The sequence below is a fragment of the Halomarina ordinaria genome (genome assembly GCF_030553305.1).
GTDB classification, from domain to species: Archaea; Halobacteriota; Halobacteria; order Halobacteriales; family Haloarculaceae; genus Halomarina; species Halomarina ordinaria.
In genome coordinates, this window is the sequence record NZ_JARRAH010000003.1 from 183,340 (window position 1) to 205,604 (window position 22,265).

Sequence of the window (22,265 nt, forward strand, 5' to 3'; positions counted from 1 at the left end):
AGGAGAGCCGCGGCGAGGGAGGCGGGGCGGGCGGACGAATCGGGCGCTCCGACCGGTCACAGCCGGTGTCCGCAGGCGCAGTTCCCGATGCAGTAGGTGGTCTCCGTCGTCTCCGAGAGCAGGCCGAGTCGCGCCATGGCGACGGAGACGGCGGCGGTCGCGTCCTCGCGCGGCCGCACCGACGACGCCGTCGCGCCGTACGGACTCGGTCCGACCGGGATTCGTTCGACGACCTCCCGTCGCTCGTGGTCGACGACCGCGACCTCGTCGGTCGTCTGGACGGGAACGTACAGTTTCGTCCGCGAGGGGTCCCACGTCCCGACGAACGCCGACCCGCCGAGGTCGAGTCGCTCCGCGACCGTCCGGTCCTCGAGGTCGACGACGGTGACGTCGTCCGACCCCGGAGTGAACACGTAGCCCGTCTCGGAGTCGGGGCCGATCTCGTTCGTCAACGGCCGGCGACCGAGTCCGTCCTCGGCGGTCACCTCGCCGAACGTCTCCGAGTCGGGGTCGGCGTCGAGGCGGAACTGCACGTGGGTCGGTTCGCGCGCGCTGACGACGACGTGTGCGCCGTCGGGCGTCCGTTCGAGCCAGTTCGCCCCGGAGCCGGTCTCCATCGACGCCGTCTCGGAGAGCGACCCGACCGCGAGCGCGCGGACGCCCCGCCCGACGTTGAGCCACAGCGAGTCCTCGCGGTCGTCCGTCAGCGTCGGGGTGTACTGGTTCGAGGGGAACGACGAGGAGAGTTCGACCGCCCTCGTCCCGACGCGCTCGTCGCGCTCCGGGTCGATGAGGCTCACCGTCCCGTCACCGGTGTTGAAAACGAACACGGTGGGTCGACGCGATGGGTCGTCTCCGCCGTCCGAATCACCCGCGTCGCGCAGACAGCCGGCCGTCGCGGCCGCCCCGGCGACCGCGCTCCCCTGCAGGAGTCGACGGCGGGAGACGTCGCCGGCGGGGCGGTCCGGCGCGTCGGCGTTCGGGTAGAGCGGGTCGGCGTCGGGGGATGTCATGACGGACGAGAGGAGCCGTGGGTAGTAAGGGGCACCGACGGTCCCTGTCGGGGTCGCACAGTCGGGACGCGTTTATGTCGACGGCCGCCGACGCGGGTTCCATGGATACGTTCGTCGTCGTCGGTGGTGACGCCGCCGGCATGTCGGCCGCGAGCAAGGCGAAGCGCGACGACCCCGACCTCGACGTCGTCGTCTTCGAGCGCGGCGAGTGGGTGTCCTACGGGGCGTGCGGCCTCCCCTACTACGTGAAGGGGGAGATACAGTCGCTCACCGACCTCGTCTCGGTGACGCCCGAGGAGTTCCGCGAGGAGCGGGACATCGACCTCCGGACGGGCCACGACGTCGTCGCCATCGACCCGGACGACCGCACCGTGACCGCGAGGAACGACGACGGGGAGGTCGTCCAGACGTACGACCACCTGCTCGTCGCGACGGGGGCGGCGGCGGTCACGCCCCCCATCGCCGGCCTGGACCGCGAGGGCGTCTACACCCTCGGGTCGATGGCCGACGGGAAGGACCTCCGCGAGTACGTCGGGCGCGCGCGCGAGCACCGCGACCTCCAGCAACCCGACCGGGGGCCGGCCTGCCAGTTCCTGGAGACGTGTACCGGTCCCGTCGGCGTCGTCGGCGGGGGGTACATCGGCGTCGAGATGGCGGAAGCGCTGGCGGCCAACGACTTCGAGGTCCACCTGTTCCAGCGCGGCGGCCGAATCCTGAAGTCGTTCAGCGAGGCGACCAGCGAGGCCGTCCTCGACCACCTCGACGAACAGGACGTCGCCGTCTACCTGCACGCGGAAGTCGAGGAACTCGCCGGCGGGGAGAGGGTAGAAGCGGTCGTAACCGCCGAGGAGCGCGTCCCCGTCGAGATGGTCCTCGTCGGGACGGGCGTCCGCCCGCGGACGGCGCTCGCCGAGGAGGCCGGTATCGAACTCGGCGAGACGGGGGCCATCGCGACCGACGCCTACTGCGAGACGAACCTCCCGAACGTGTACGCGGCCGGCGACTGCGCGGAGGCCGACCACGTCGTCACCGGCGACCCGGTGCACGTCCCGCTGGCGCTGACTGCCAACCGGCGCGGACGGGCCGTCGGCCAGACCGTCGCCGGCGAACGGACCGAGGGCGGCGGGGTCGCGGGGACCGCTGCCGTGAAGGCCTTCGACGTCGAGGCGGCCCGGACGGGTATCCTCGACCACGAGACGGCGCGGGCGGCCGGCTTCGACCCGCTGACGCGGACCATCGACGCGAACTCCCGGGCGGGCTACTACCCCGAGGGCGGGACGGTCCGGGTGACGCTCACCGTCGACCGGCCGTCCGGACGCGTCCTCGGGGGCAGTCTCGTCTCCGAGTACGGCGAGGGAGCCGTCCACCGGAGTCACGCCCTCGTCGGGGCGGTGACCGAAGGGGTGACCGTCGCCGACCTCGCGAACTACGACCTCGCCTACGCGCCGCCGTTCAACACGACCTGGGACCCCGTGCTGACGGCGGCGAAGGTCGTCGAGGGAGAGCGGTAGGCCTCGGTTCCCGACGCGTTCGTCGAGGTGACACGAACCGCTCGTGTCGTCGTTACCTCAAGGAATCATTGATTCAGTGAATCATTGAGTACAGGACCGCCGGTGCCCTACTACACAGTATCACGAATCGGCGGTTCCCTCGGGAAATGTTGGGATGTCGAGAACAGACCAGGCCCGAGACGGCGTCACTCCTCCCGAACGACCTGTTCGACCAGCACGTCGACGGTGCAGACCGTCTCGTCGTCGCTCGTGAGGTCGACCGACGCGGGCGTCGCGTCGCGGAGGGTCTCGTAGTCGACGGGCGACCGGTCCGCGTCGCTCCGATTACTCGGCCGTCTGACCGTCAGGGTGACCAGCACCTGCGGGCTCGACTCGCCGCCAGTCACCTGCAGCTCCTCCACCGAGGCGTCGAGGCGGTCGCCGAGCGCGTTCGAGACGACGACGATGGCACGGTTCTCGCAGTCTCCGTCGGAGAACGAGGTGTCGTTCGCCACCATCGCGCCTGCGTCGCCCGCGGGGTCCACCGCGGCGGTGATGGCGTCCGCGCGTCCGGCGGCGGGGGGCCGTTCGCTCGCCTCGCCGTCCGTATCCCCGTCGGTGTCGTCGGTCCCATCCGTCGCGCCGGACCCGGAGCGGGGGGCGCTACAGCCGGCGAGACCGGCCGCGACGGCGGCCACACCGGTCGTGAGGACGGCGCGACGGGTGGGGTGGTTCATACCCGTACTGGTGGACAGGGTGGTAAATACTTTCTCGAAATAGAGAATGTTTTGTCTCGTGTCTGTTCGGCGCGTCGCCGTCAGGAGAACGAGGGGAGGACCTCCTCGCGGTAGAGGTCGAAGACCGCCTCCTGGTCGTCGCCGATCTGGTGGACGTAGACGTGGTCGTAGCCGGCGTCGATGGCCGTCTGGATGCTGTCGATGTGCTGCTGGGCGTCGGGCCCGGTCATGATGCTCCCCTCGCGGATGTCGTCCGCCGAGACCATCTGCGTCGCCTGCTCGAAGAAGGCGGGCGTCGGGAGGACGGAGCTCAGTTCGCCCGGGAGCCCGGAGTTGGGCCACTGCTCGTGGGCGGTGCGGACGCCCGTCTCGTCGTCCTCGGCGACGCAGGCGTGGAGCTGACAGAACCGCGGGCCCTCCCCGCCGTGGTCCGCCCACGTCTCGAGGGTCTCCTGGGGACCCACCGACCAGAAGCCGTCGCCCATCTCGGCTGCCGACCGGGCGGTCCGGTCGCCGTAGGCGGACACGCAGATGGGTGGTTCCTCCTCGGGGAGCGTGAACAGGCGGGCGTTCTCGACGGTGTAGTGCTCGCCGTGGTGGCTCACCTCCTCGCCGCTCCACAGCTTCCTGATGACCGCGACGGCCTCCTCGAGCATCTCCAGTCGGACGGCGTGTTCGGGCCAGTGGTCCCCGAGGACGTGTTCGTTGAGGTTCTCGCCGGTGCCGACGCCGAAGAAGAACTCCCGGCCGTCGAACATCGCCGCGGCGGTGGCCGCCGCCTGCGCGTAGACGGCGGGGTGCATCCGCATGATGGGTGCCGCGACGCCGACGCCGACGTCCACCGCCTCGGTCGCCGCCGCGACCCCGCCGAGCGTCCCCCAGACGAACGGGGAGTGACCCTGGGCGCTCACCCACGGGTGGTAGTGGTCGGAGACGGAGACGAAGTCGAAGCCCGTCTCCTCCGCGCGACGGGCGTGGTCGACGAGGTCGTTCGGTTCGTGTTCCTCACTGGAGAGTGTGTAGCCGATGTGTGTCATAGTCGAACGGCCGGTCGTCGAGACCGGTCCGTAGCGCTTCTCCTGACGTCAGTCTAAGTGTACTGCAGGCGTGTGACTGCCGGCGTCTTCCGCACGCGGGCGGACACGGGAGAACTATACGGGTCCGTGGCATCGGTCCAGTCGTTCATATGACGACGATAGTCAACGCGCGTATCCCAGCCGAGGAGTTCGCGCTCCATCACACCCTCTCGACGGTTCCGGAGGTGGAGTTCGAGACCGAACAGATCGTCGAGACCGGCGACGACGTGGTGATGCCCCTCGTTTGGGCGCGGGGGTCGGACACGGAGGCGATTCGACAGGCCCTCGAGGAGGACCCGAGCACCGACAACGTCGACGTCCTCGCGGAGTTCGACGACGAACTCCTCTGCCAGATGGACTGGACCGGACAGGTACAGCTCGTGGTCCAGATGGTGACTAACTCCCGGGCGACCATCCTGAACGCCCGGAGTGAGGGCGACAGCTGGGAGTTCAAGGTGCTCTATCCGACCCGCGACTCGCTGTCGAAGACCCACGACTTCTGTGAGTCGCAGGGACTCACCTTCGAGGTCCGCTCCATCCAGGTGATGGAGGGCGAACCCTCCGGGCTCTACGGGTTGACCGACGAACAGTACGAGGCGCTGGCGACTGCCTTCGAGCAGGGGTACTTCTCCGTCCCTCGCCGCGCCGAGTTGAACGAGCTCGCGGCGGACCTCGGTCTCTCGCACCAGGCGCTCTCCGAACGCCTCCGGCGGGGCCACCGCGCGCTCATCAGGAACACGCTCCGGGCCAGCCCCGGCGAGGAGTGACCGGACGAGCACCGACCGTCAGGACTGTGTCGACCGCGCGAGCGCGTGGAGCGACGCCGGGTCGTCCCACAGTTCACCGATAGTAGCCGCGGCGAGGAACCGCGTCGGAGCCGCCACCCACTCCGTGTTCACCGACGACTCCGGGTCGGGGGCGGCCGTGTCGAACCACCACGCCACGTACCGGCCGTCGGCGAGTTTCGCCGTCGGGTACATCCGCCCATTCACCACGACGTCGACGCGCGTGCCGGACTCGACGGACGGCGTCTCCTCCGACTCGTCGGCGACGAGCAACTCGATGTCCACGCCCCCGTCCGTCACCACCACCGCCTCCCTCCCATCGTCCGGAGTACCCCGCTCGTCCCGACGCGTTCGACCCACCATACGGGGGATGCGACGCGGCGATACATAAATGTCAGTCAGGCGTACGTCCTGCACGTGTCAGACAATCAATCGCGAGAGAAAGTCATCAGGGTGTAGTGTCGGCACGGAGCCGTCGTCTCTCGAACGTTCTCGTTCGGTCCTCTGAGGTGAGGGACGATGGAACGGTTCGCCGCCGGAGTCGGTCGAGAGTCACGGACGTCGACCCCGAACTACGCTCATCGCTCGTTGCTCGTCACTCGTCACTCATCACTCGTCACTACCCCCACACCCCACGTTGCCGCTGTAAGTCGGAGGGAGGAGGCGCGGGTGTGGGAGCACGAGAACGAAAGAGAGACCACCCAAAGTGGGAAACGACCCAGAGCGAGAAACGACGGACACACACACCCCACGTTGCCGCTGTAAGTCGGAGGGAGAGGGGTCGACGGTTCTAGAATCGGCAGTTCTGTCTCTGAGGAATTCGACCGAAGGAACGAGGAGAGAGGGCGAGAGCGGCGATGAGGACGTCGCCGTTCGGATCGGACGGTGAAAGTGGGGCCGCACGCCATCGTGACGACGGGCACGCCAAAACGCTCATACGAACTCATACGACTAGAACGGAGAAACGTACACAAGCAAATCTATAAATAGTAATAGTGCTAATAGTCCACTAAGTAAGTTACAGTAACTTACGTAGTAACGGTAGTTACGAAGTGTCCAGTCGAAGTAGCGGTTCGTCCTCTCTCGCCGAATCACGTCATCTGCGGTGGTTCTCGCGCTCGTTCACCGAATCCTACACCACCGGCAGCGCTTCTCTTCCACCCCTCCTTCGCAGACTTACAGCGGCAACGTGGGGTGTGTGTCTCAGTGCTATTCGTTAACACGACGAGCTCCGGATATCATGTCGGTGCGACATCAGCTCATCGCGTCGCGTCCGAGGTCGGTCCGACGCTCTGTTCGTCTCGATTCACTCGGTGTACTCGACGTCTCTCGTCCGTTCGAGTCGTGACGGTTGCACGCGTCCCCGGCGCGGCCCCCAAGTCGTCGAGAATGCCGTGAAGGTCGTGAGAGTCGTGAGAGTCATGAGATCGTGAGTGTCGTGAGTGTGAGACCGGAACGGCGTCGACGGCACTGTCCGGACATCGTCGCCACACCGGTCGATTGCCTCTCTCGGACCACACACCGTCTCTAACCTGGTCTTACAGCGGCAATGCGGGGTGTCTGACCTCCGTCTGACACCGTCACTCTCGTGGCCGTCGTCTCGCTCCTCCTCCAATGGTTTCCTCGTCTCGCTCCTGACGGTCCTTCACCGATTTTTCCGTTCCCGTGTGATATCCCCGTCTCGTTGTCGACGTCTCGGGGGTCCGGACACCGAGGGCTCGACCCACTTACAGCGGCAGCGTAGTGACGATTACAGCGGTACCGTGGTGACCGTTACAGCGGCACCACGGTGAGTGTACTCCGGAAACGCGGTCGGCAATACTTTCCAGGCCTCCGACGAGCGTTCGGGATGTCACCGGCAAACGTTCCTACGCTGGCTTCAACAGGGTATTCAACGAATCGGGAACCGAATACAGCGGCAACGTGGTGCCCCTTACAGCGGCAACGCGGTGTGGATACAGCGGTACCGGGGTCCCCGTTACAGCGGCAACGTGGGGTGTCGCGATAGGAAGGTTGATACCCTTTCACAGAGAGGCGACGTACAACGGCAATGTCGGGTTCGAAAAACTACTTCGATGGCTTCGACCCCATCTTCCGGAACAAGGAACTCCTCCAGGTCACGCACCTGCCGGACGGCGACCGGATCATCGGTCGCAGCGAGGAACTCGACAACCTCGCGAACGCGCTGAAGCAGGCGACGAAGGGGTACACCCCGAACAACGTCTTCGTCTACGGGAAGACGGGGACGGGAAAGTCGCTCTGCTCGAAGTTCATCACCCGACAGCTCGTCGAGACGGCCGACCAGAACGACGTGAGCGTCGGGACCGCCTACGTCGACTGTCTGCAGGACACCACCGAGACGCAGGCCGTCCAGTCCATCGCGGACCAGTTGAACCGGCCCGCCGAGACCGACGTCTCGATTCCCGCCTCCGGGCTCAGCACCTCCGAGTACTACAAGCGCCTCTGGACCATCCTCGACGCCCGGCACGACGTGGCCGTCGTCATTCTCGACGAGATCGACAAACTCGACAGCGACGACATCCTCATGCAACTCTCGCGCGCCGTCGAATCCGGCAAACTCGACGACAGCACGCTCGGCATCATCGGCATCAGCAACAAGGTCCGGTACAAGGACAGCCTCAACGAGCGGGTGAAGTCGAGCCTCTGCGAGCGCGAGTTCGTCTTCCCGCCCTACGACGCCCAGCAACTCCAGGACATCCTCGCGTCGCGTCGCGACGCGTTCAAGCGCGGCGTGCTCGACGATTCGGTCGTCCCCCGTGTCGCGGCGCTCGCGGCGCGGGAACACGGCGACGCGCGCAAGGCCATCGACATCCTGCGCTACGCCGGCGAGATCGCCGAGGACGAGGGCGCAGACCGGGTGATGGAGGACCACGTCCGGCACGCCCAGGAGCGCGAGGAGCAGAACCGCCTCTCGGAACTCATCTCGAAGGCGACCCCCCACTCGAAGTACGTCCTCCTCGCGCTCGCGTACCTCACCGTGCAGACGGCGGGCGAGGACACCGACGCCACCGAGGTCGACGTCGCCTCGAACGACGTCTACGAGATGTACAAGCAGGTCTGCAAGCGCGAGCAGTCCGAACCGCTGAAACGTCGGCGCGTCCGCGACCTGCTCTCGGAACTCGAGTTCCTCTCGGTCATCGAACAGCAACGCCAGTGGGAGGGCCGCGGGAAGGGCAACCGGATGGTCAACCGCCTCGTCGACGACCCCGACCTCGTCATCTCGGCGTGCCGGAACACGACCGTCTGAGTCGCCCGCTACCCACTTCTCACGTCTCTTCTCCTACTTTCCGTCTCTTCTCCTACTTTCCGTCTCTCCCCACTCCCCTATTTCTCTCCCTACTTTCCGTCTTCCCTCACTCCCCCCATTTCTCTCCCTACTTCCCGTCTCTCCTCATTATCCACGCCCCTCCTCTTTCGCTACGTCGTTCTCCCCTCCTCGTCCTCGACGCTCTCGTGTCCGCCGCTCGCTTCGACTCGCCACCGACCCGTCACGTGCTTGCCGAACGTCCATCCCAACACTCCCCGAACGGTCGGGAGATGGACGAACTCTCAGAGGCCGACGTGTTCGACCTGCTCCGTCGTCACTGCAACCCCGCAGGGTGCGAGCAGCGAATCGTCCGGGTCGCCCGTCCCGACGCCCACGGCGGAGTCGGGAGCGTCCTCTACTCCATCGAGGGCGGCCCGCCGCGGGGATACGCCCTCTACATCCCCGACCGCCGAAGTCTCAACGTCTACAACAGCTACGGTCGGCGGGTCCACGTCCTGACCGACACGCTCGTCTACGACGCCCCGAAGCGACCGACCCCGATGGACTGAGCGCGACCGCTCTACGTTTATCAGCACGGTCGCACTACTCCGGGGTATGACCGACACCCCATCCGACCTGCCCCCGGAGACGCGCGTCGGCCGCGTCGCGCTCCGGGTCGCCGACCTCGACCGCCTGACCGCGTTCTACCGGACCGTCGTCGGCCTCGACGTCCTGACCCGCCACGACGACCGGGCCACGCTCGGCGCCGGCGACGCGCCACTGCTGGAACTGGTCGCCGCCCCCGACGACTCGCCACGGGGGGACGACGAGGCGGGCCTCTTCCACACGGCGTTTCGCGTCCCCTCGCGCGCCGCGCTCGCCGCCGCGCTCGCACGCGTCCGTGACGAGTGGCGCCTCGACGGTGCCTCGGACCACGAGGTGAGCGAGGCGCTCTACCTCACCGACCCGGAGGGAAACGGCATCGAGGTGTACCGCGACCGGCCCCGGACGGAGTGGCCCCACGCGCCCGACGGCTCCGTCCGGATGTCGACGCTCCCGCTGGACCTCGAGGCGCTCTCGGCCGCCGCCGACACGCCCGCGGCCGTCGTACCGGCGGGGACGGACGTAGGGCACGTCCACCTCGAGGTCACGTCGCTCGCGTCGGCCCGCGCGTTCTACGTCGACGCGCTCGGTCTGCGGGTCCGCCAGCGCTACGGCGACGAGGCGCTGTTCGTCGCCGCCGGCGACTACCACCACCATATCGGACTCAACACGTGGAACGGCCGGTCGGTCCCACGCACGGGTCGCGGACTCGACTGGTTCGAACTGCTCGTCCCGCCGGCGACGCTCGACGCGGTCGAACGCCGACTCGCGGCCGACGACGTCGCCGTGGACCCCGTCGACGGCGGCCTCGACGTACGAGCCCCCGACGGGGTGGGCCTCAAACTCCGGACCCCGTAGGCCCTCTCCGGCCTGTCCCGGCAGCCTGTATCGCCTCACCTCGTCCGCGCCTCACTCACCGGTACATGACGCCGACGCTCGCGGTTCGGTGGTGACTGTCCTCGAAAAGGAATGCAGGTGGGGATGCATCCACGGTGGTTGCCGGTGTGCGTCGGGGAACGCCGTTTCACCGGTATCCCAGCTATGACCCGCTGTGGTTTGGTTAGCCGGTGGTTTCAGGTCGGAAACGGTGTGAGTCAGCGTGCCCGACGGGTCCGTCGCGAGGTCGCGGGGTCGCGTGTGTCGCGGCGGTCGTGCACCCCGGGGCGGCGAGCGGCCGCCCCGTACCGAGTCTGAGTGCGTGCCAGTTCGTCGGGAGTCGACCGCTCGCCTCGAGCGGCCGGTCGTCGGCCGTACCTCGTCCCCGTGGCCGACGTGCCGGGGTCGCCCCGAGTTCGCAATGGGTCTTCTGGTTCGACGCCCGACCTCAGTCGAGCGACTCGGCCGCCCCGGTCGACGAGAGGCCGTTCTCGTCGAGGACCTCGCGCACGACTGGCGGGAGGAGGTCGGTCGACCAGCCCTGAGGCGGCCGTCGGACCGGTCGTCCGGCGACGCGAACCGAGACGAGTGTGGCGTGGTGTCGGTCCAGCAGGCGGAACCCGTAGCGGAAGTCGCGACCGCTCTCGTCGGTGGCGGTGACGTGGACTTCGCCGCCGGGTGGCGCGGCGGCCTCCAGGTCGTGTCGGTGCAGTCGGACCGCGCCGGCGGGCGAGACGGCGCGCGACCCGCAGGCCGGACAGTACCCGGGGTGGGGGTCGACCCCGATGTAGGCGTAGTCGTGGCCGCAGTCGTGACACCCGAGGGGGCCGCCGTCGCCGTTCGACCGCACCGTCACGCCACCCCGTGCTCGTGGGCGGCTTCCAGCAGTTCGCGGTAGCGGTTGCGGATGGTCACCGCGCTCACGTCGACGACGTCGGTGATGTCCGCCTGTGTGAGCTCCGCGCCGGTGAGCAGGCCGGCGGCGTAGACGGCGGCGGCCGCGAGGCCGACGGGGGTCTTCCCGACGTGGACGCCCTCGTCGATGCCCGCCGCCAGCACTCGCCGGGCGGTCTGTTCGGTCTCGTTCGAGACGCCGACGTCGCTCGCCACCCGCGGGAGGTAGTCGCTCGGGTCGGCCGGCGGCACGCCGAGTTCGAGTTCGCGCAGGAGGTAGCGGTAGGTCCGCTCGAACTCCAGTCGTTCGACGCGGCTGACCGCCGCGAGGTCACCCGTCGAACGCGGGACGCCGGCGAGGCGACTGGCGGCGTAGAGCGCGCCGGTCGCGACGCCCTCGATGGACCGGCCGGGCAGGAGGCCCGCGTCGAGCGCGCGGCGGTAGATGACGCTGGCGGTCTCCCTGACGTTCTCGGGGAGGCCGAGGGCGCTGGCCATGCGGTCGATTTCCCCGAGCGCCTGCTTGAGGTTGCGCTCCTTGGAGTCGCGGGTGCGGAAGCGCTCGTTCCACGTGCGCAGCCGCTGCATCTTCTGGCGCTGGCGCGAGGAAAGGGCGTTCCCGTTGGCGTCGCGGTTCTGCCAGTCGATGTTCGTCGAGAGCCCCTTGTCGTGCATCATCTCCGAAGTGGGGGCGCCGACGCGCGACTTCTGGTCCCGTTCGGCCGAGTCGAACGCGCGCCACTCCGGGCCGCGGTCGATGCTCCCTTCCTCGACCACGAGGCCGCACTCGGTGCAGGCGCGTTCGCCCCGCTCCGCGTCGGCGACCAGTCGTCCGCCGCACTCCGGACACGCCTCCGCCTCGTGTTCACCCGCTCGGTGTCGCTCCGTCCCGTCGTCCCGATTGATTCGGTGTACTGTTTGCACGTAGACCACCGCCGGGAGCCGTCCCGACGCCTCGCTTTCCTCACTGTGGAGGACACAGCCAGCCTCCGTATAGTTTGAGTTGGTCAATACCAATGTTCACGAACGATGCACGGTGTCGTGCCACCGATTGCCGTATCTCGACCCGTCGTTCGTGGACGAGACGTCGACTGATTCGGAACCGAACGAGCACGTCAGGTACGCGCCCGACGAAACAGTTACTTGGTATGAGCCGAATTGAGGCTCGTGAAGGAGTACGTGTTCACCGTCGAGTACCCCACGGGTGCGGGGGCGCTCTCGGACGTCTTCATCGAGCACCCGGACGCGATGTCGAAGACCATCGCGTGCGTGGTCAGCGACGACTCGATGTGGCGCGTCGACCGGATGACCGGGCCGGAACCGGCCGTCGACGCCATCGAGGCGTGCGCGCTCGACCCCGAACAGTGCAACGAGTGCCCCGGGGCGGGCTGTCCCTCCCACCGCGAGCACGAGGTGCTCTCGCGCGACGCCACGAGCTGTACCTACTACACCTACCGGACCGACATCGACCGCTGTCCCTCCCTGCCGTCGCTCGCCGCCGAGCACCTCGGCGACGGCGTCCTCTACGAGGCGCTGCGCCGCGGCGACGGCTACACCTGGCGCGTCCTCGTCCGAAAGGACGCGAACGTGGGGCGGCTCTTCGACGCGCTGCAGGGGGCGTACCCGGAGGGGGTGACGGTGTCGCTCTCGCACCTCCGTTCGCCCACCCACTGGGGCGACGAAGCCATCTCCATCGCCGACCTCCCCTACGAACAGCGCGAGGCGCTCGAGGTCGCCGTCGCCCACGGCTACTACGCCACCCCGCGGGAGGCGAACCTCAACGAGATCGCCGAGCGCATCGACGTCCCCCAGTCGACGCTACAGTACCGCCTCCAGCGCGCGGAGTCCTGGCTCGCCAACAACTTCGTCGCCGAGTGCCTCGAACCCTGAGCCCGAGCGGTACGCTCTTGGGGCGTGCGCTCCTCCCCGAAAGTATGAACCCGAAACGGCTCCTCGCCGCGCTGTTCCTGACCGTCGCCGTCCTCTTCGGCGTCCACTACGCGCTGTTCGGCGCGCTCCCGCTCGGCAAGCCCCAGGTGCTCGACGAGGAGGGGGTCGACACCGACACCGTCGACGCCGACGCGTCGGCCTGAGCGCTCACTCGGTCTCGTCTCCCTCCTCGGTCCCGAACTGGTCGACCGCCGAGTCGGCCGTCTCGACCTCCGTCACGTCGCCCGCGTCGGTCCCGACGGCGCGCGCCAGTCCGGCGACGAGGTAGGCGGCGCTCGCGAGGTTCGTCGCGAGCGGCGTGTCGTGGACGTCACAGATGCGCAACAGGGCCGTGATGTCCGGTTCGTGGGGCTGGGCGCGCAGCGGGTCGCGCAGGAAGACGATGCCGTCGAGGGCGTCCCGCGCCACCTCCCCGCCGATCATCATGTCGCCGCCGAGCGGCCCGGAGGCCATCGGCTCGACGGTCAACTCGGTCTCCTCGTCGAGACGCTTGCCGGTGGTCCCGGTGGCGATGAGGTCGCACTGGGCGAACGTCTCCGCGTGTTCGTTCGCGAACGCGACGAGGTCCGGTTTCTTCTCGTCGTGGGCGATGAGCGCGATGCGTGGCATACCCTGGCTACCGCCCGGTGTGACAAGAGTGTGCGTGTCGCGAGCGACGCGTCCGTCGGCGAGCGAGGGGGGTCACTCCTCGCGGGGCGGTTCGGGGGGGTACGTCGCGCGCGTGAAGGTGATGCCGTGGCCGGTGCCGACGATGCGTCGGGAGCCGAAGACGCCGCGGACGGTCCGTCGGAGGTGCGCGCCCACGCCCACGTCGACGACGTCCTCCGAGGGGACCTCGGGTTCGTCGCGGTTGGTCACGACCAGTCGTGGTCGGTCGCGGGAGGTGGCACCGGGGTCGAAGTCGAGGGACATACTGTTCACGTAGACAGAAGGTGGCTTAATTCGAGGAGATAGTTCCGCTGGTAAGGAATGGCATACGCGACGCCATCGCACTCAAATGGGCCCTTTGAAATCCCACGGAACGACCGTCTCGACCGTTATACGCGTCGTAATTCGGTCAATACACCGTGTAGTGACTTTCCGTTGTCACGAGCCTCCTCGCGTGGTCAGTCCTCCGCGAGCGTATCGACGGCCGCCCGGTCGCCGGTCACCGTCCCCCCGCGCCACGTCCCCCGGCGGTACCAGCCGTAGGCGAGGAGCGCACCCAGCAGGTTCGAGACGGCGAAGCCGACCCAGATGCCGACGCGACCGATGGCGAACGCGCCGGCGACGGCGATGGGGAGGCGCAACACCCCGAGGACGACGATGGAGACGACGGCCGCGTTGAGCGTCTTGCCCGCGCCGCGGAAGGCGCCGGTGTAGGCGCGCGCGATACCGATGCCGCCGAACGAGACGGCGACCACGCGGAGGAACTCGACGGCGACGGCGACCACCTCGGGGTCGCCGGAGAACACCGAGGCGATGGGCTGGGCGGCGACCCAGACGACGACGCCGAGCGCCGAGAGCGCGACACCCATCGTCCGGGCGGCGACGGCGGCGGTGCGGGCGGCCCGGTCGGGCTTGCCGGCACCGATGTTCTGGCCGGTCATCGTCTCGACGCCCTGTTCGACCGCTATCGCCGGGAGGAACACGAGGGAGAAGATGCGGACGGCGATGCCGTAGCCGGCGACGACGGGCGTCGCGAACAGCGACACGACGGCGAGCATCAGGTTGACGGAGATGGCGCTGCCCATCCCGTCGAACGAGGCGGGGAGGCCGAGGCGGGCGAGGCGCCCGAAGGTGGGGAGGTGTGGGCGCAGCTGCCACCCCTTCAGCTGGGGTCCCTGCGCCCCCCGGAACAGTATCCACAGGCCGACGGCCATGGCGAGGGCCCGCGCACCGACCGTCGCGTAGGCGGCGCCGACGATGCCGAGTTCCGGGACCGGCCCCCACCCGAAGATGAACACGGGGTCGAGCGCCATGTTCAGCACGACGGTGCCGAACATGACGACCATCGGCGTCACGGTGTCGCCGTAGCCGCGCATCAGCGAGACGAAGACGCTGAACCCGAACAGCAGCGGCATCGCCAGCCCGATGAGTCGCATGTACCCCGTCGCCAGCGGCCGGACCGCGTCGCTCGCGCCGAGCAGCGCGAGCACCGGGTCGACGAGGAAGTAGGTGGCGACGCCGAGCATCGCCGAGACGAGGAACGTCGCCGTGAGGGTCTGTCCCGCCGCGAACGACGCCGCCTCGGGGTCGTCGGCACCGGTGTGCTGTGCGACGAGGATGGCGCCCGCCACCGACAGCCCCAGGCCGAGGGAGATGAACAGCCAGACGAGCGGGAAGGCGAACGTGATGGCCGCCAGCTCCTCCGTGCCGTACTGCCCGAGCCAGAAGGTGTCGGCGAGGTTGTACGCCGTCTGGAGCAGGTTCGAGACGACCAGCGGGAGCGAGAGGTAGAGGAGAGGACGGCCGATGTCGCCGTCGGTGAGGTCGAACTCGTCCCGCCGGGGGAACAGTCGCCTCATCGGCCGGTCCGGCGACCCGAATCGGCGGCGATACGTGGAGGTCCGGGGAACACGACAGTACTGGGTCGGAGACCCGTTTGTAGCTGTCGCTCCCGTGCGTGTGGTTCTCGTGCACGGCCCGCGTCGGCGGGGCCGAAGACGCTTACACCCCACGGCGTGAGTCACGGCGTATGGAGTACACGCGACTCGGTTCGACCGGACTGGAGGTGTCCCGACTCTGCCTCGGCTGCATGAACTTCGGGAGCGGCGAGCCGTGGATGATGAACGACCGCGAGGCGAGTATCGCCCTCGTCGAACGTGCGCTCGACGCCGGCATCAACTTCTTCGACACGGCGAACATCTACTCGCACGGCGAGAGCGAGGCCATCCTGGGGGAGGCGCTCTCGAGCTACGACCGGGAGGAGTGCGTTATCGCCACGAAGGTGTACGGCCCGATGTTCGACGGTCCGAACGGACAGGGGCTGTCGCGCAAGCACATCATCGACCAGGCGCACGCGAGCCTCGACCGCCTCGACACCGACTACATCGACCTCTACCAGATACACCGCTGGGACGACGAGACGCCGATAGAGGAGACGCTCGCGGCGCTCACCCACCTCGTGGAGACGGGCGTGGTCCGCTACGTGGGGGCGAGCACGATGGCGGCCTGGCAGTTCGCGAAGGCGCTGTTCACGGCCGACCGCGAGGGGGGAGAGCGCTTCGTCTCGATGCAGGCGGAGTACAACCTCGTCGACCGCCACGAGGAGGCGAACGTCCTGCCGCTCTGTCGCGACCAGGACGTCGGCGTCGTCCCGTGGTCGCCGCTGGCCGGCGGCTTCCTCACGGGGAAGTACGAGCGCGGCGGGTCGCGCGAGCACGGCCGCGCGGCCGACGACGAGTTCATGGACAAGCGCTTCACCGAGGAGAACTGGGCGGTCCTCGACGCCGTGCGCGACGTCGCAGAGCGCGAGGGCGCCACGCCGACGCAGGTGAGCCTCGCGTGGCTGCTCGGGTCGGACGTCGTCGACGCGCCCATCGTCGGCCCGCGCACGGAGGAGCACCTGGCGGACGCCCTCGGCGCGTTCGACGTCGACCTCTCGGCGGCCGACCGCGACCGCCTGCAAGCCCCGATAACCCCCGTCTGGAACCCCGACATCGGCGATACGTGAGCGCGCTGGACCCGCCGACCGCGGCCGGCCGGGAACAGAACCGATAATACGGACCTCGTTCCACGTTCGAGGTATGTTCGAGGCGCTCCTAGAGGACGTCGGCTTCCTCCTGTTCGGGGTCGGCGCGATCGGCGCGGTCGCAGTGCTCGCCGTCTGGATGACCGGCCTCATCCCGCTGACGGTCACCGCCGCCCTGATGCTCCTGTTCACGCTCGGCTGTCTGGGCGGCCTGTTCAAGCACCTGCTCGACGCGATGGGCGGTCCCGAGTCGCCGGCGCGCTAGCGCGGCGGCCACCTTCTCCGACCGACTCGCCGTCCGGGGAGCGGCCGCTCCGTCCGTCGTCGCTTCCTCCCGTCTCGGTAGCGAGGCGCTACCATCGTTGAAAAGCGTGGGAGTCGTGGGGGGGAACGACGCCCGAGGGGGGTGTTGGGGGTGGTATCCAACGACTACCCCTTGGTAGTTATCACTGAAATACTTTATGAATTTATTAATTTCACGTCGATATAATATCGCTTCCCGGGCGGACGCCACCGACGCCCGTGACCGTCCGACCCTCGAACTATTTATTCGATATTGAGTAAAATATTTATCCAACCGGCTGTTACTCACAGACATGGCTACGAGACACGTCGAGTCCTTCGACCGCCTCTACGTCGGTGGGGAGTGGGTACCGGCGGAGGGAACGCTCACGGTGCGGGACCTCGCGGACGGGGGGACGTTCGCGACGGTCGGAGCCGCGAGCGCCGAACAGGCGGACGCGGCGCTGACGGCCGCCGAGCGCGGGGCCGAGGCGATGCGCGAGAGCACCATCGTCCAGCGCGCGGAGTGGCTGGCCGCCATCGCCGACGGCATCGAGGCGCGCCGTGACCGCCTCGCCGACACCATCGTCCGCGAGGCGGGCAAGCCCATCGCCAGCGCCCGCAACGAGGTGGACGCGGCCACGGAGCGCTTCCGGCGCGCGGTCGAGGAGGCGCGTTCGCTGCAGGGCGAGTACCGCGAGGGGACGACCGAGGGCCACGAGGGGTGGCGCGCGCTCGTCAAACCGGTCCCCGTCGGGACGGTGCTCTGTATCGCGCCGTACAACTACCCGCTGGCGACGACGGCGCTGCAGGTCGCCCCGGCGCTCGCCGCCGGTAACAGCGTCGTCCTCAAGCCGGCGAGCCAGACGCCAGTCAGCGCCCGCCTCCTCGCCGAAATCGTCGAGGAGGTGGGGCTCCCCGACGGCGCGCTCAACTACGTCTCGGGGCGCAGCAGCGAGGTCGGCGACGAACTCGTGAGCGACGCCCGGGTCGACGCCATCGCCATGACCGGGTCGTCGGGCGCCGGCGAGCACGTCGCGCGCGCGAGCGGGATGGTCCACCTGCACATGGAACTCGGGGGGAACGCCCCCGCAGTCGTGTTCCCCGACGCGGACGTCGAGGCGGCGGCCGCCGCCTGCGCGAAGGGGTCGCTCAAGTACGCCGGCCAGCGCTGCTCGGCGGTGAGCCGCGCCCTCGTCCACGAGGACGTCCACGACGGCCTCGCCGCCCGCGTCGACGCGGCGATGGACGACTGGCAGCTCGGCGACCTCTTCGACGAGGGGACCGCGCTCGGCCCGCTCATCGACGAGTCGCAGGCCGAGTGGGTCGAGGAACTCGTCGAGGACGCCGTCGCCCGCGGCGCGACGCTCGTCCGCGGCGGCGAGCGCGACGGCGCACACTTCGAACCCACCCTGCTGACGAACGTCCCCCACGACGCCCGCATCGTCCACGAGGAGCAGTTCGGTCCCGTCGTCGCCCTCGTCCCCTTCGCGGACGAGGCGGAGGCACTCGCGCTGGCCAACGGCGGCGACCTCGCGCTCGACGCCGCCGTCTTCACGAGCGACTACGACCGCGCGCTCCGGGTGGCCGAACGCGTCGACGCCGGCGCGGTCCGCATCAATGGTGCACCGAGCCACGGTCTCGGCGACATCCCCTTCGGCGGCGAGAAAGCCTCCGGTATCGGCCGCGAGGGTCTCGGCGTCACCATCGAGTCGTTCGTCCAGACGAAGAGCATCGTTCTCTGAGTGGGGCGGCGGGACCGCCCACGCGCCAGTGTTTCGCTCGCCGAGGTCGAGCAGAACCTTCTATGTCTCTAAATCAAAGTTGAAAACTTAATGTAATATCTATAAAACGAATTTTACGCTGCCGTGTCTGTTCGCGTGGGTGCTGCGCCGAGTGCTCGTAACCGAAGGGGTTTACCCCCGAATGACCGTACGTCCGTCCCTCCGTGCCTTCGCTCCCGTCGAACCCGGTCCGTGGCGCGCTCCTGTGGGTGGGGCTGGTGCTCGCGCGACTCGGCCTCCTCGACCGCACGCGGGTCGTCCGGACGACCGACCTCGCCTGGCCGCGGGTGGTCACCGGCCTCGCGCGGATGTCGAAGTCGGCGGTCGACGTCGCGATGGTGGGCCTCGCGCTGGGGTCGAGCGCCATCGCCGGCGTCGGCTTCGCCACCCCCTACTGGGGGCTGGCGTTCGCGCTCGGCGGCGGCGTCGCCGGCGGCACCATCAGCCTCGTCTCCCAGCGCTACGGCGCCGACCGATTCGACGAACTCGACCGGTCGGTGAAGGCGAGCGTCGTCGTCGCTCTCTGTCTCACCCTCCCCGTCTCGGCACTGTTCGCCGCGTTCCCGACCGAACTCGTCGCGCTCGTCGGGACCGGCGAGGCGGCGGTCGCCTACGGCGCGACGTACCTCCGGGTGGTCGCCCTCGGCGTCCCGTTCGCCGCGCTCAACCTCGTCGCCAGTCGGACGCTCGTCGGCTGTGACGACGCGCGAACGCCCATGCTGGTGCGCGCCGGCGGGGCCGTCGCCAACGTCGGCGTGAACGCGCTGCTCGTCTTCGGCCTGGGTCTCGGGGTCTTCGGCGCGGCGATGGGGACGGTGCTCGCGAACGTGCTGGTGACGCTCGCCTTCGCGTGGGGGCTCCTGCGCGGCGGCCTCCCCCTGGTCGGGGCGTTCCCGGTCACGCTCGACGTGCGCGGTCCCCACCTCGACTGGTCGCTCGCGCGCGACCTGACCGATATCGCGACGCCCCTGGTGCTGACGAACCTCGCGCGCATCGGCGGGCAGTTCCCCTTCCTCGCCGTCGTCGGCCTCTTCGGGGAGGAGGTCGCCGCGGCGTTCGTCATCGCGCTCCGGGTGCGCGACCTGCTGGACACGCCCGGGTGGGGGTTCGGCCTCGCCTCCAGCAGCCTCGTCGGCCAGTCGCTCGGCGTCGGCGCGGAGGACGACGCCGCGTCGTACGCACAGGACGTCCTCCGGTTCGCGCTCGCGGTCTACCTCGTGGCCGCGGCGAGCGTCTTCGCCGTCGCCGACTGGGTCGGCCGCCTGTTCGTCGCCGACCCCGCCGTCGTCCCGCTGGTCGGCGGGTTCGTCTCCGCCGTCTGCGTCAGCGTCGTCTTCTACGGCGTGACCAACGGCGCGACGGGGCCCCTCCGCGCGAGCGGCGACACCCGCTGGCCCCTCTACGGGCAGGTCCTCGGCCTCTACGGCGTCGCGCTCCCCGTCGCCTCCCTCGGGACGACGACCGACCTCGGCGTCACCGCCCTCTACCTCGCGCTCGTCCTCGAGACGGCCGTCCCCGCCGCCGTCGTCTACTACCGCTACCGGAGCGGCCGCTGGAAGTCCATCAGCCGCGCCTACCGACCGGCCGCGGCCGACGACTGAGTGGGGGTACCATCGTCCCCGGCGACACGTCTAGCGACCGCTCCGGCGACACGTGTCGCACCGACGATCGTCACCTCGCAGCGTCGGCTCCGATACGTGCCCCTCTCTCGGCGTCGGGGGAGCAAAGGACAGTAGCAGGAGAGGAGGCGGCGGGACGCGCCAGGGGGGTAACGGCGAACCAGAGGGGGGGACTCTGGCCGGTCTCGTCCCACGGCCTACCAGGGGGGTGTGTCGGGGCGCCGCAGTTCGTGTGCCGCCGACGGATTGTCCATTCGGGGTGTCCGTAATGAGTTTTCTGGTCGCTACAATCTACTTAAAACAACCCAATCGAAACTCGAACAGGGTCTCAGCCGCCGGTCGCGTTCGGTTCGGTCCCGTCGGCCGTCGCGTTCGCCGTGGTCGCGTTCCCGTCGGTAGCGTTCCCCACTGTCGTGTTCCCGTCGGTGGTGTTCCCGCTGGTAGCGTTCTCGTCGGTGGTGTTCGCACTCTCACCGTCGGTCGCGTTCGCGTCCGACCCGTTCGCGTCCGACGACGTGCCGTCGTCGCTGTCGTCACTCGTCTCGTTCCCGCCGCCCGCCGTCTCGTCCTCTTCGGCCGAGTCCTCGTCGTCCGTCGCGTTTTCGTCGCCGGACGAGTCGTCGTCGCTGTCGTCCGTCGTCCCCCGGTCGTCCGTCGCCTCGTCGTCGTGCTCGCGTTCGTCGGTTCCGTCGTCCGTCGACGTCCCCTCATCGGAGGCACTCGTCGACTCGTCGGTGGAGTCGTCCGTCGACTCGTCACCGTCGCCATCGCCGTCGCTGTCGTCGGACCCGTCGGGCGTCCCCGCGTCCTCGGGCGTCTCCTCGCCGCCGTCGTCAGCCGACTCGTCGGTGGAGGCGTCGGTTCCCTCCCCGTCGTCGGTCGCGTCGTCCGGCCCCGTCCGCGTGGCGGTCCCGCCGTCCGCGTCCGCCCCCGCCGCGGCGCGGTCGGTGTCGTTCGCCCCGGTCGTGTTCGCCCCGGTATCGTTCGCATCGTCCCCGCCACCGGCACCGGCGCCGCCGAGCAGACCGCCGCCGCCGGCGCTCTCGTCGACGTCGGAGTCGTTGGTGAGCTCCGTCGAGTTCTCGTCGAGGAACGTGTACAGGGAGGGTCCCGCGACGACGGAGAAGCCGATGACGAGCGTCAGCGGGACGACGAACAGCACCAGTATCACGATGGCGCCCTTGACGTGCCCCGCGGGGGTCTCCGGCGGCCCGCCGTCGGCCGCCCGCGCCCCGCGTCGTTGTGTCGGCATTATCACGACCGATGAATGTGCATCGAATAAGGGTTCCCGTTTCCTCGGCGGCCGAGGCCGTCGACGTGGATACCGCAAGGCTTTGCGCGTCCCCGCGAAAGGGCGGGACGATGCTGCCGGTCCGTCCGTCGCCAGACCGTCCGATCCGCGCCGCCCGTGCGTCCGACCCGCTGACGGCGCTCGCGGGCGTCGACGAGGCGACGGCCGACCAGTTGCGCGTCGAGGCGGGCGTCGATTCGGTCGCCACCTTCGTCCGCGGGGCGCTCACGGTCCCCGGCGTGATGCCGTCGGCCCGCGTGCCGACGGCCGCGCAGGCCGTCTGTGCGGCGACGCTCTCGCCCGCTGACCTGCGCGTCCCCGACGCGGCGTCGGCCCGCCTCCAGCAACTCTGGACGGCCTTCGGCGGGCGCCGACTCGGTCCGAACGGCTTCGAGAGCGCGAGCGCGGCCCGGACGACCCGCTATCGGACCCACGGCGACTGGCTGGTCGCCGGCCGTCCCGTCCACTCGCGGCCGTCGTCGCCCGACCCCTGGACCGAGTGGCCCCGCGCCGCCGCGCTGCGAGCGGGACCGACCCTCCAGGTCGAACGCGACGCGATACCGACGGTCCGCGTCGAGAGCGCGGGCGCGAGCGCCGCGACGCTCGTCCCCGCGGTGGACCTCGACGCGCTCTCGTGGCTCGTCCTCGACCGCCCGTTCGACGGGCCCGCCTCCGACACTCCGTTGCGCCCGTCGATGCGACTGCTCGATGGCGGTCCGCTCGCCGTCGTCGCACCCGACGCCGCCGACGGCTGGACGCTGTTCGCACCGCTCGCGGACGCCGCCCGAGAGCAGTCGTCGGGACACGAGTGGCTCCTCGACGGTCCCCGACCCGAACGGTTCGCGCTCGACGCCGACGCGCTGCTTTCGAACGTTCGGTGAGATTTCTATTCATCTTCACTTTCGAAAGCGCAAACCGCGTAAA

The 22,265-nt window shown here is 69.1% G+C and carries 21 protein-coding genes and 1 pseudogene; 12 read left to right on the forward strand and 10 right to left on the reverse strand.

Annotated features, from left to right (window positions below; translation table 11 throughout):
• Window positions 1-56: 56 nt before the first annotated feature.
• Window positions 57-1,013: a YncE family protein gene (locus tag P1Y20_RS16855; RefSeq protein WP_304449876.1), complete on the reverse strand. Its 957-nt coding sequence runs from the start codon at window positions 1,011-1,013 to the stop codon at window positions 57-59.
• A 101-nt stretch (window positions 1,014-1,114) separates the two neighbouring features.
• Here P1Y20_RS16855 and P1Y20_RS16860 point away from each other — a divergent pair, with 101 nt between their 5' ends.
• On the forward strand, window positions 1,115-2,524 hold the full coding sequence (locus tag P1Y20_RS16860) for an FAD-dependent oxidoreductase (protein WP_304449877.1): 1,410 nt from the start codon (window positions 1,115-1,117) through the stop codon (window positions 2,522-2,524).
• 185 nt (window positions 2,525-2,709) lie between these two features.
• Here the strand turns inward: P1Y20_RS16860 and P1Y20_RS16865 are convergent, their stop codons facing one another.
• Window positions 2,710-3,240 carry a hypothetical protein gene (locus P1Y20_RS16865; protein ID WP_304449878.1) on the reverse strand — a complete coding sequence of 177 codons (531 nt, stop codon included), beginning with the start codon at window positions 3,238-3,240 and terminating at the stop codon, window positions 2,710-2,712.
• A gap of 80 nt (window positions 3,241-3,320) precedes the next feature.
• Window positions 3,321-4,277, reverse strand: a complete 957-nt coding sequence (locus P1Y20_RS16870; protein WP_304449879.1) for a TIGR03557 family F420-dependent LLM class oxidoreductase — start codon at window positions 4,275-4,277, stop codon at window positions 3,321-3,323.
• Between the two features lie 149 nt (window positions 4,278-4,426).
• Here P1Y20_RS16870 and P1Y20_RS16875 point away from each other — a divergent pair, with 149 nt between their 5' ends.
• Entirely contained in the window at window positions 4,427-5,083 is a 657-nt protein-coding gene (locus P1Y20_RS16875) for a helix-turn-helix domain-containing protein (protein ID WP_304449880.1), read from the forward strand.
• A gap of 18 nt (window positions 5,084-5,101) precedes the next feature.
• Here the strand turns inward: P1Y20_RS16875 and P1Y20_RS16880 are convergent, their stop codons facing one another.
• Window positions 5,102-5,464 (reverse strand): hypothetical protein, encoded by a 363-nt coding sequence (locus P1Y20_RS16880; protein WP_304449881.1) that lies wholly within the window; start codon window positions 5,462-5,464, stop codon window positions 5,102-5,104.
• 1,687 nt (window positions 5,465-7,151) lie between these two features.
• Between P1Y20_RS16880 and P1Y20_RS16885 the strand changes: the two genes are divergently transcribed.
• From P1Y20_RS16885 to P1Y20_RS16895, 3 genes are all read left to right on the forward strand, one after another.
• The gene (locus P1Y20_RS16885; RefSeq protein WP_304449882.1) at window positions 7,152-8,369 is read left to right on the forward strand and encodes a Cdc6/Cdc18 family protein; all 1,218 of its coding nucleotides are present in this window, start codon (window positions 7,152-7,154) and stop codon (window positions 8,367-8,369) included.
• A gap of 290 nt (window positions 8,370-8,659) precedes the next feature.
• Window positions 8,660-8,938: a hypothetical protein gene (locus tag P1Y20_RS16890; RefSeq protein WP_304449883.1), complete on the forward strand. Its 279-nt coding sequence runs from the start codon at window positions 8,660-8,662 to the stop codon at window positions 8,936-8,938.
• 46 nt (window positions 8,939-8,984) lie between these two features.
• Window positions 8,985-9,830 (forward strand): VOC family protein, encoded by an 846-nt coding sequence (locus P1Y20_RS16895; RefSeq protein ID WP_304449884.1) that lies wholly within the window; start codon window positions 8,985-8,987, stop codon window positions 9,828-9,830.
• A 466-nt stretch (window positions 9,831-10,296) separates the two neighbouring features.
• Here the strand turns inward: P1Y20_RS16895 and P1Y20_RS16900 are convergent, their stop codons facing one another.
• On the reverse strand, window positions 10,297-10,704 hold the full coding sequence (locus tag P1Y20_RS16900; RefSeq protein ID WP_304449885.1) for a hypothetical protein: 408 nt from the start codon (window positions 10,702-10,704) through the stop codon (window positions 10,297-10,299).
• Window positions 10,701-11,648 carry a transcription initiation factor IIB gene (locus tag P1Y20_RS16905; protein WP_304449930.1) on the reverse strand — a complete coding sequence of 316 codons (948 nt, stop codon included), beginning with the start codon at window positions 11,646-11,648 and terminating at the stop codon, window positions 10,701-10,703. The genes P1Y20_RS16900 and P1Y20_RS16905 overlap by 4 nt, the downstream gene beginning before the upstream one ends.
• Before the next feature lie 261 nt (window positions 11,649-11,909).
• Between P1Y20_RS16905 and P1Y20_RS16910 the strand changes: the two genes are divergently transcribed.
• Together P1Y20_RS16910 and P1Y20_RS16915 are read left to right on the forward strand one after the other, a co-directional pair.
• Window positions 11,910-12,632, forward strand: coding sequence for a helix-turn-helix domain-containing protein (locus P1Y20_RS16910; protein WP_304449886.1), 723 nt, complete (start codon window positions 11,910-11,912; stop codon window positions 12,630-12,632).
• A gap of 44 nt (window positions 12,633-12,676) precedes the next feature.
• Window positions 12,677-12,835: a hypothetical protein gene (locus tag P1Y20_RS16915; RefSeq protein WP_304449887.1), complete on the forward strand. Its 159-nt coding sequence runs from the start codon at window positions 12,677-12,679 to the stop codon at window positions 12,833-12,835.
• Window positions 12,836-12,938: 103 nt separating this feature from the next.
• Here P1Y20_RS16915 and P1Y20_RS16920 read toward each other — a convergent pair.
• The 3 genes and pseudogenes from P1Y20_RS16920 to P1Y20_RS16930 all read right to left on the reverse strand — a co-directional run.
• Window positions 12,939-13,301 (reverse strand): annotated as a pseudogene (locus P1Y20_RS16920) (methylglyoxal synthase); the annotation flags it as partial.
• Between the two features lie 72 nt (window positions 13,302-13,373).
• Complete coding sequence (locus P1Y20_RS16925) at window positions 13,374-13,604, reverse strand: hypothetical protein (protein WP_304449888.1); 231 nt, start codon at window positions 13,602-13,604, stop codon at window positions 13,374-13,376.
• 194 nt (window positions 13,605-13,798) lie between these two features.
• On the reverse strand, window positions 13,799-15,199 hold the full coding sequence (locus P1Y20_RS16930; RefSeq protein ID WP_304449889.1) for an MATE family efflux transporter: 1,401 nt from the start codon (window positions 15,197-15,199) through the stop codon (window positions 13,799-13,801).
• 170 nt (window positions 15,200-15,369) lie between these two features.
• Between P1Y20_RS16930 and P1Y20_RS16935 the strand changes: the two genes are divergently transcribed.
• The 4 genes from P1Y20_RS16935 to P1Y20_RS16950 all read left to right on the forward strand — a co-directional run bounded on the left by P1Y20_RS16935 (window position 15,370) and on the right by P1Y20_RS16950 (window position 20,032).
• Entirely contained in the window at window positions 15,370-16,347 is a 978-nt protein-coding gene (locus P1Y20_RS16935; protein WP_304449890.1) for an aldo/keto reductase, read from the forward strand.
• Between the two features lie 73 nt (window positions 16,348-16,420).
• The gene (locus P1Y20_RS16940; RefSeq protein ID WP_304449891.1) at window positions 16,421-16,630 is read left to right on the forward strand and encodes a hypothetical protein; all 210 of its coding nucleotides are present in this window, start codon (window positions 16,421-16,423) and stop codon (window positions 16,628-16,630) included.
• A 331-nt stretch (window positions 16,631-16,961) separates the two neighbouring features.
• Window positions 16,962-18,392: an aldehyde dehydrogenase family protein gene (locus tag P1Y20_RS16945; RefSeq protein ID WP_304449892.1), complete on the forward strand. Its 1,431-nt coding sequence runs from the start codon at window positions 16,962-16,964 to the stop codon at window positions 18,390-18,392.
• A gap of 203 nt (window positions 18,393-18,595) precedes the next feature.
• Entirely contained in the window at window positions 18,596-20,032 is a 1,437-nt protein-coding gene (locus P1Y20_RS16950; RefSeq protein ID WP_304449893.1) for an MATE family efflux transporter, read from the forward strand.
• A gap of 346 nt (window positions 20,033-20,378) precedes the next feature.
• Here the strand turns inward: P1Y20_RS16950 and P1Y20_RS16955 are convergent, their stop codons facing one another.
• Entirely contained in the window at window positions 20,379-21,302 is a 924-nt protein-coding gene (locus P1Y20_RS16955) for a hypothetical protein (RefSeq protein WP_304449894.1), read from the reverse strand.
• Window positions 21,303-21,412: 110 nt separating this feature from the next.
• On the opposite strand from P1Y20_RS16955, the gene P1Y20_RS16960 reads away from it, so the two are divergent.
• Window positions 21,413-22,222, forward strand: a complete 810-nt coding sequence (locus tag P1Y20_RS16960; protein WP_304449895.1) for a hypothetical protein — start codon at window positions 21,413-21,415, stop codon at window positions 22,220-22,222.
• Window positions 22,223-22,265: the final 43 nt, after the last annotated feature.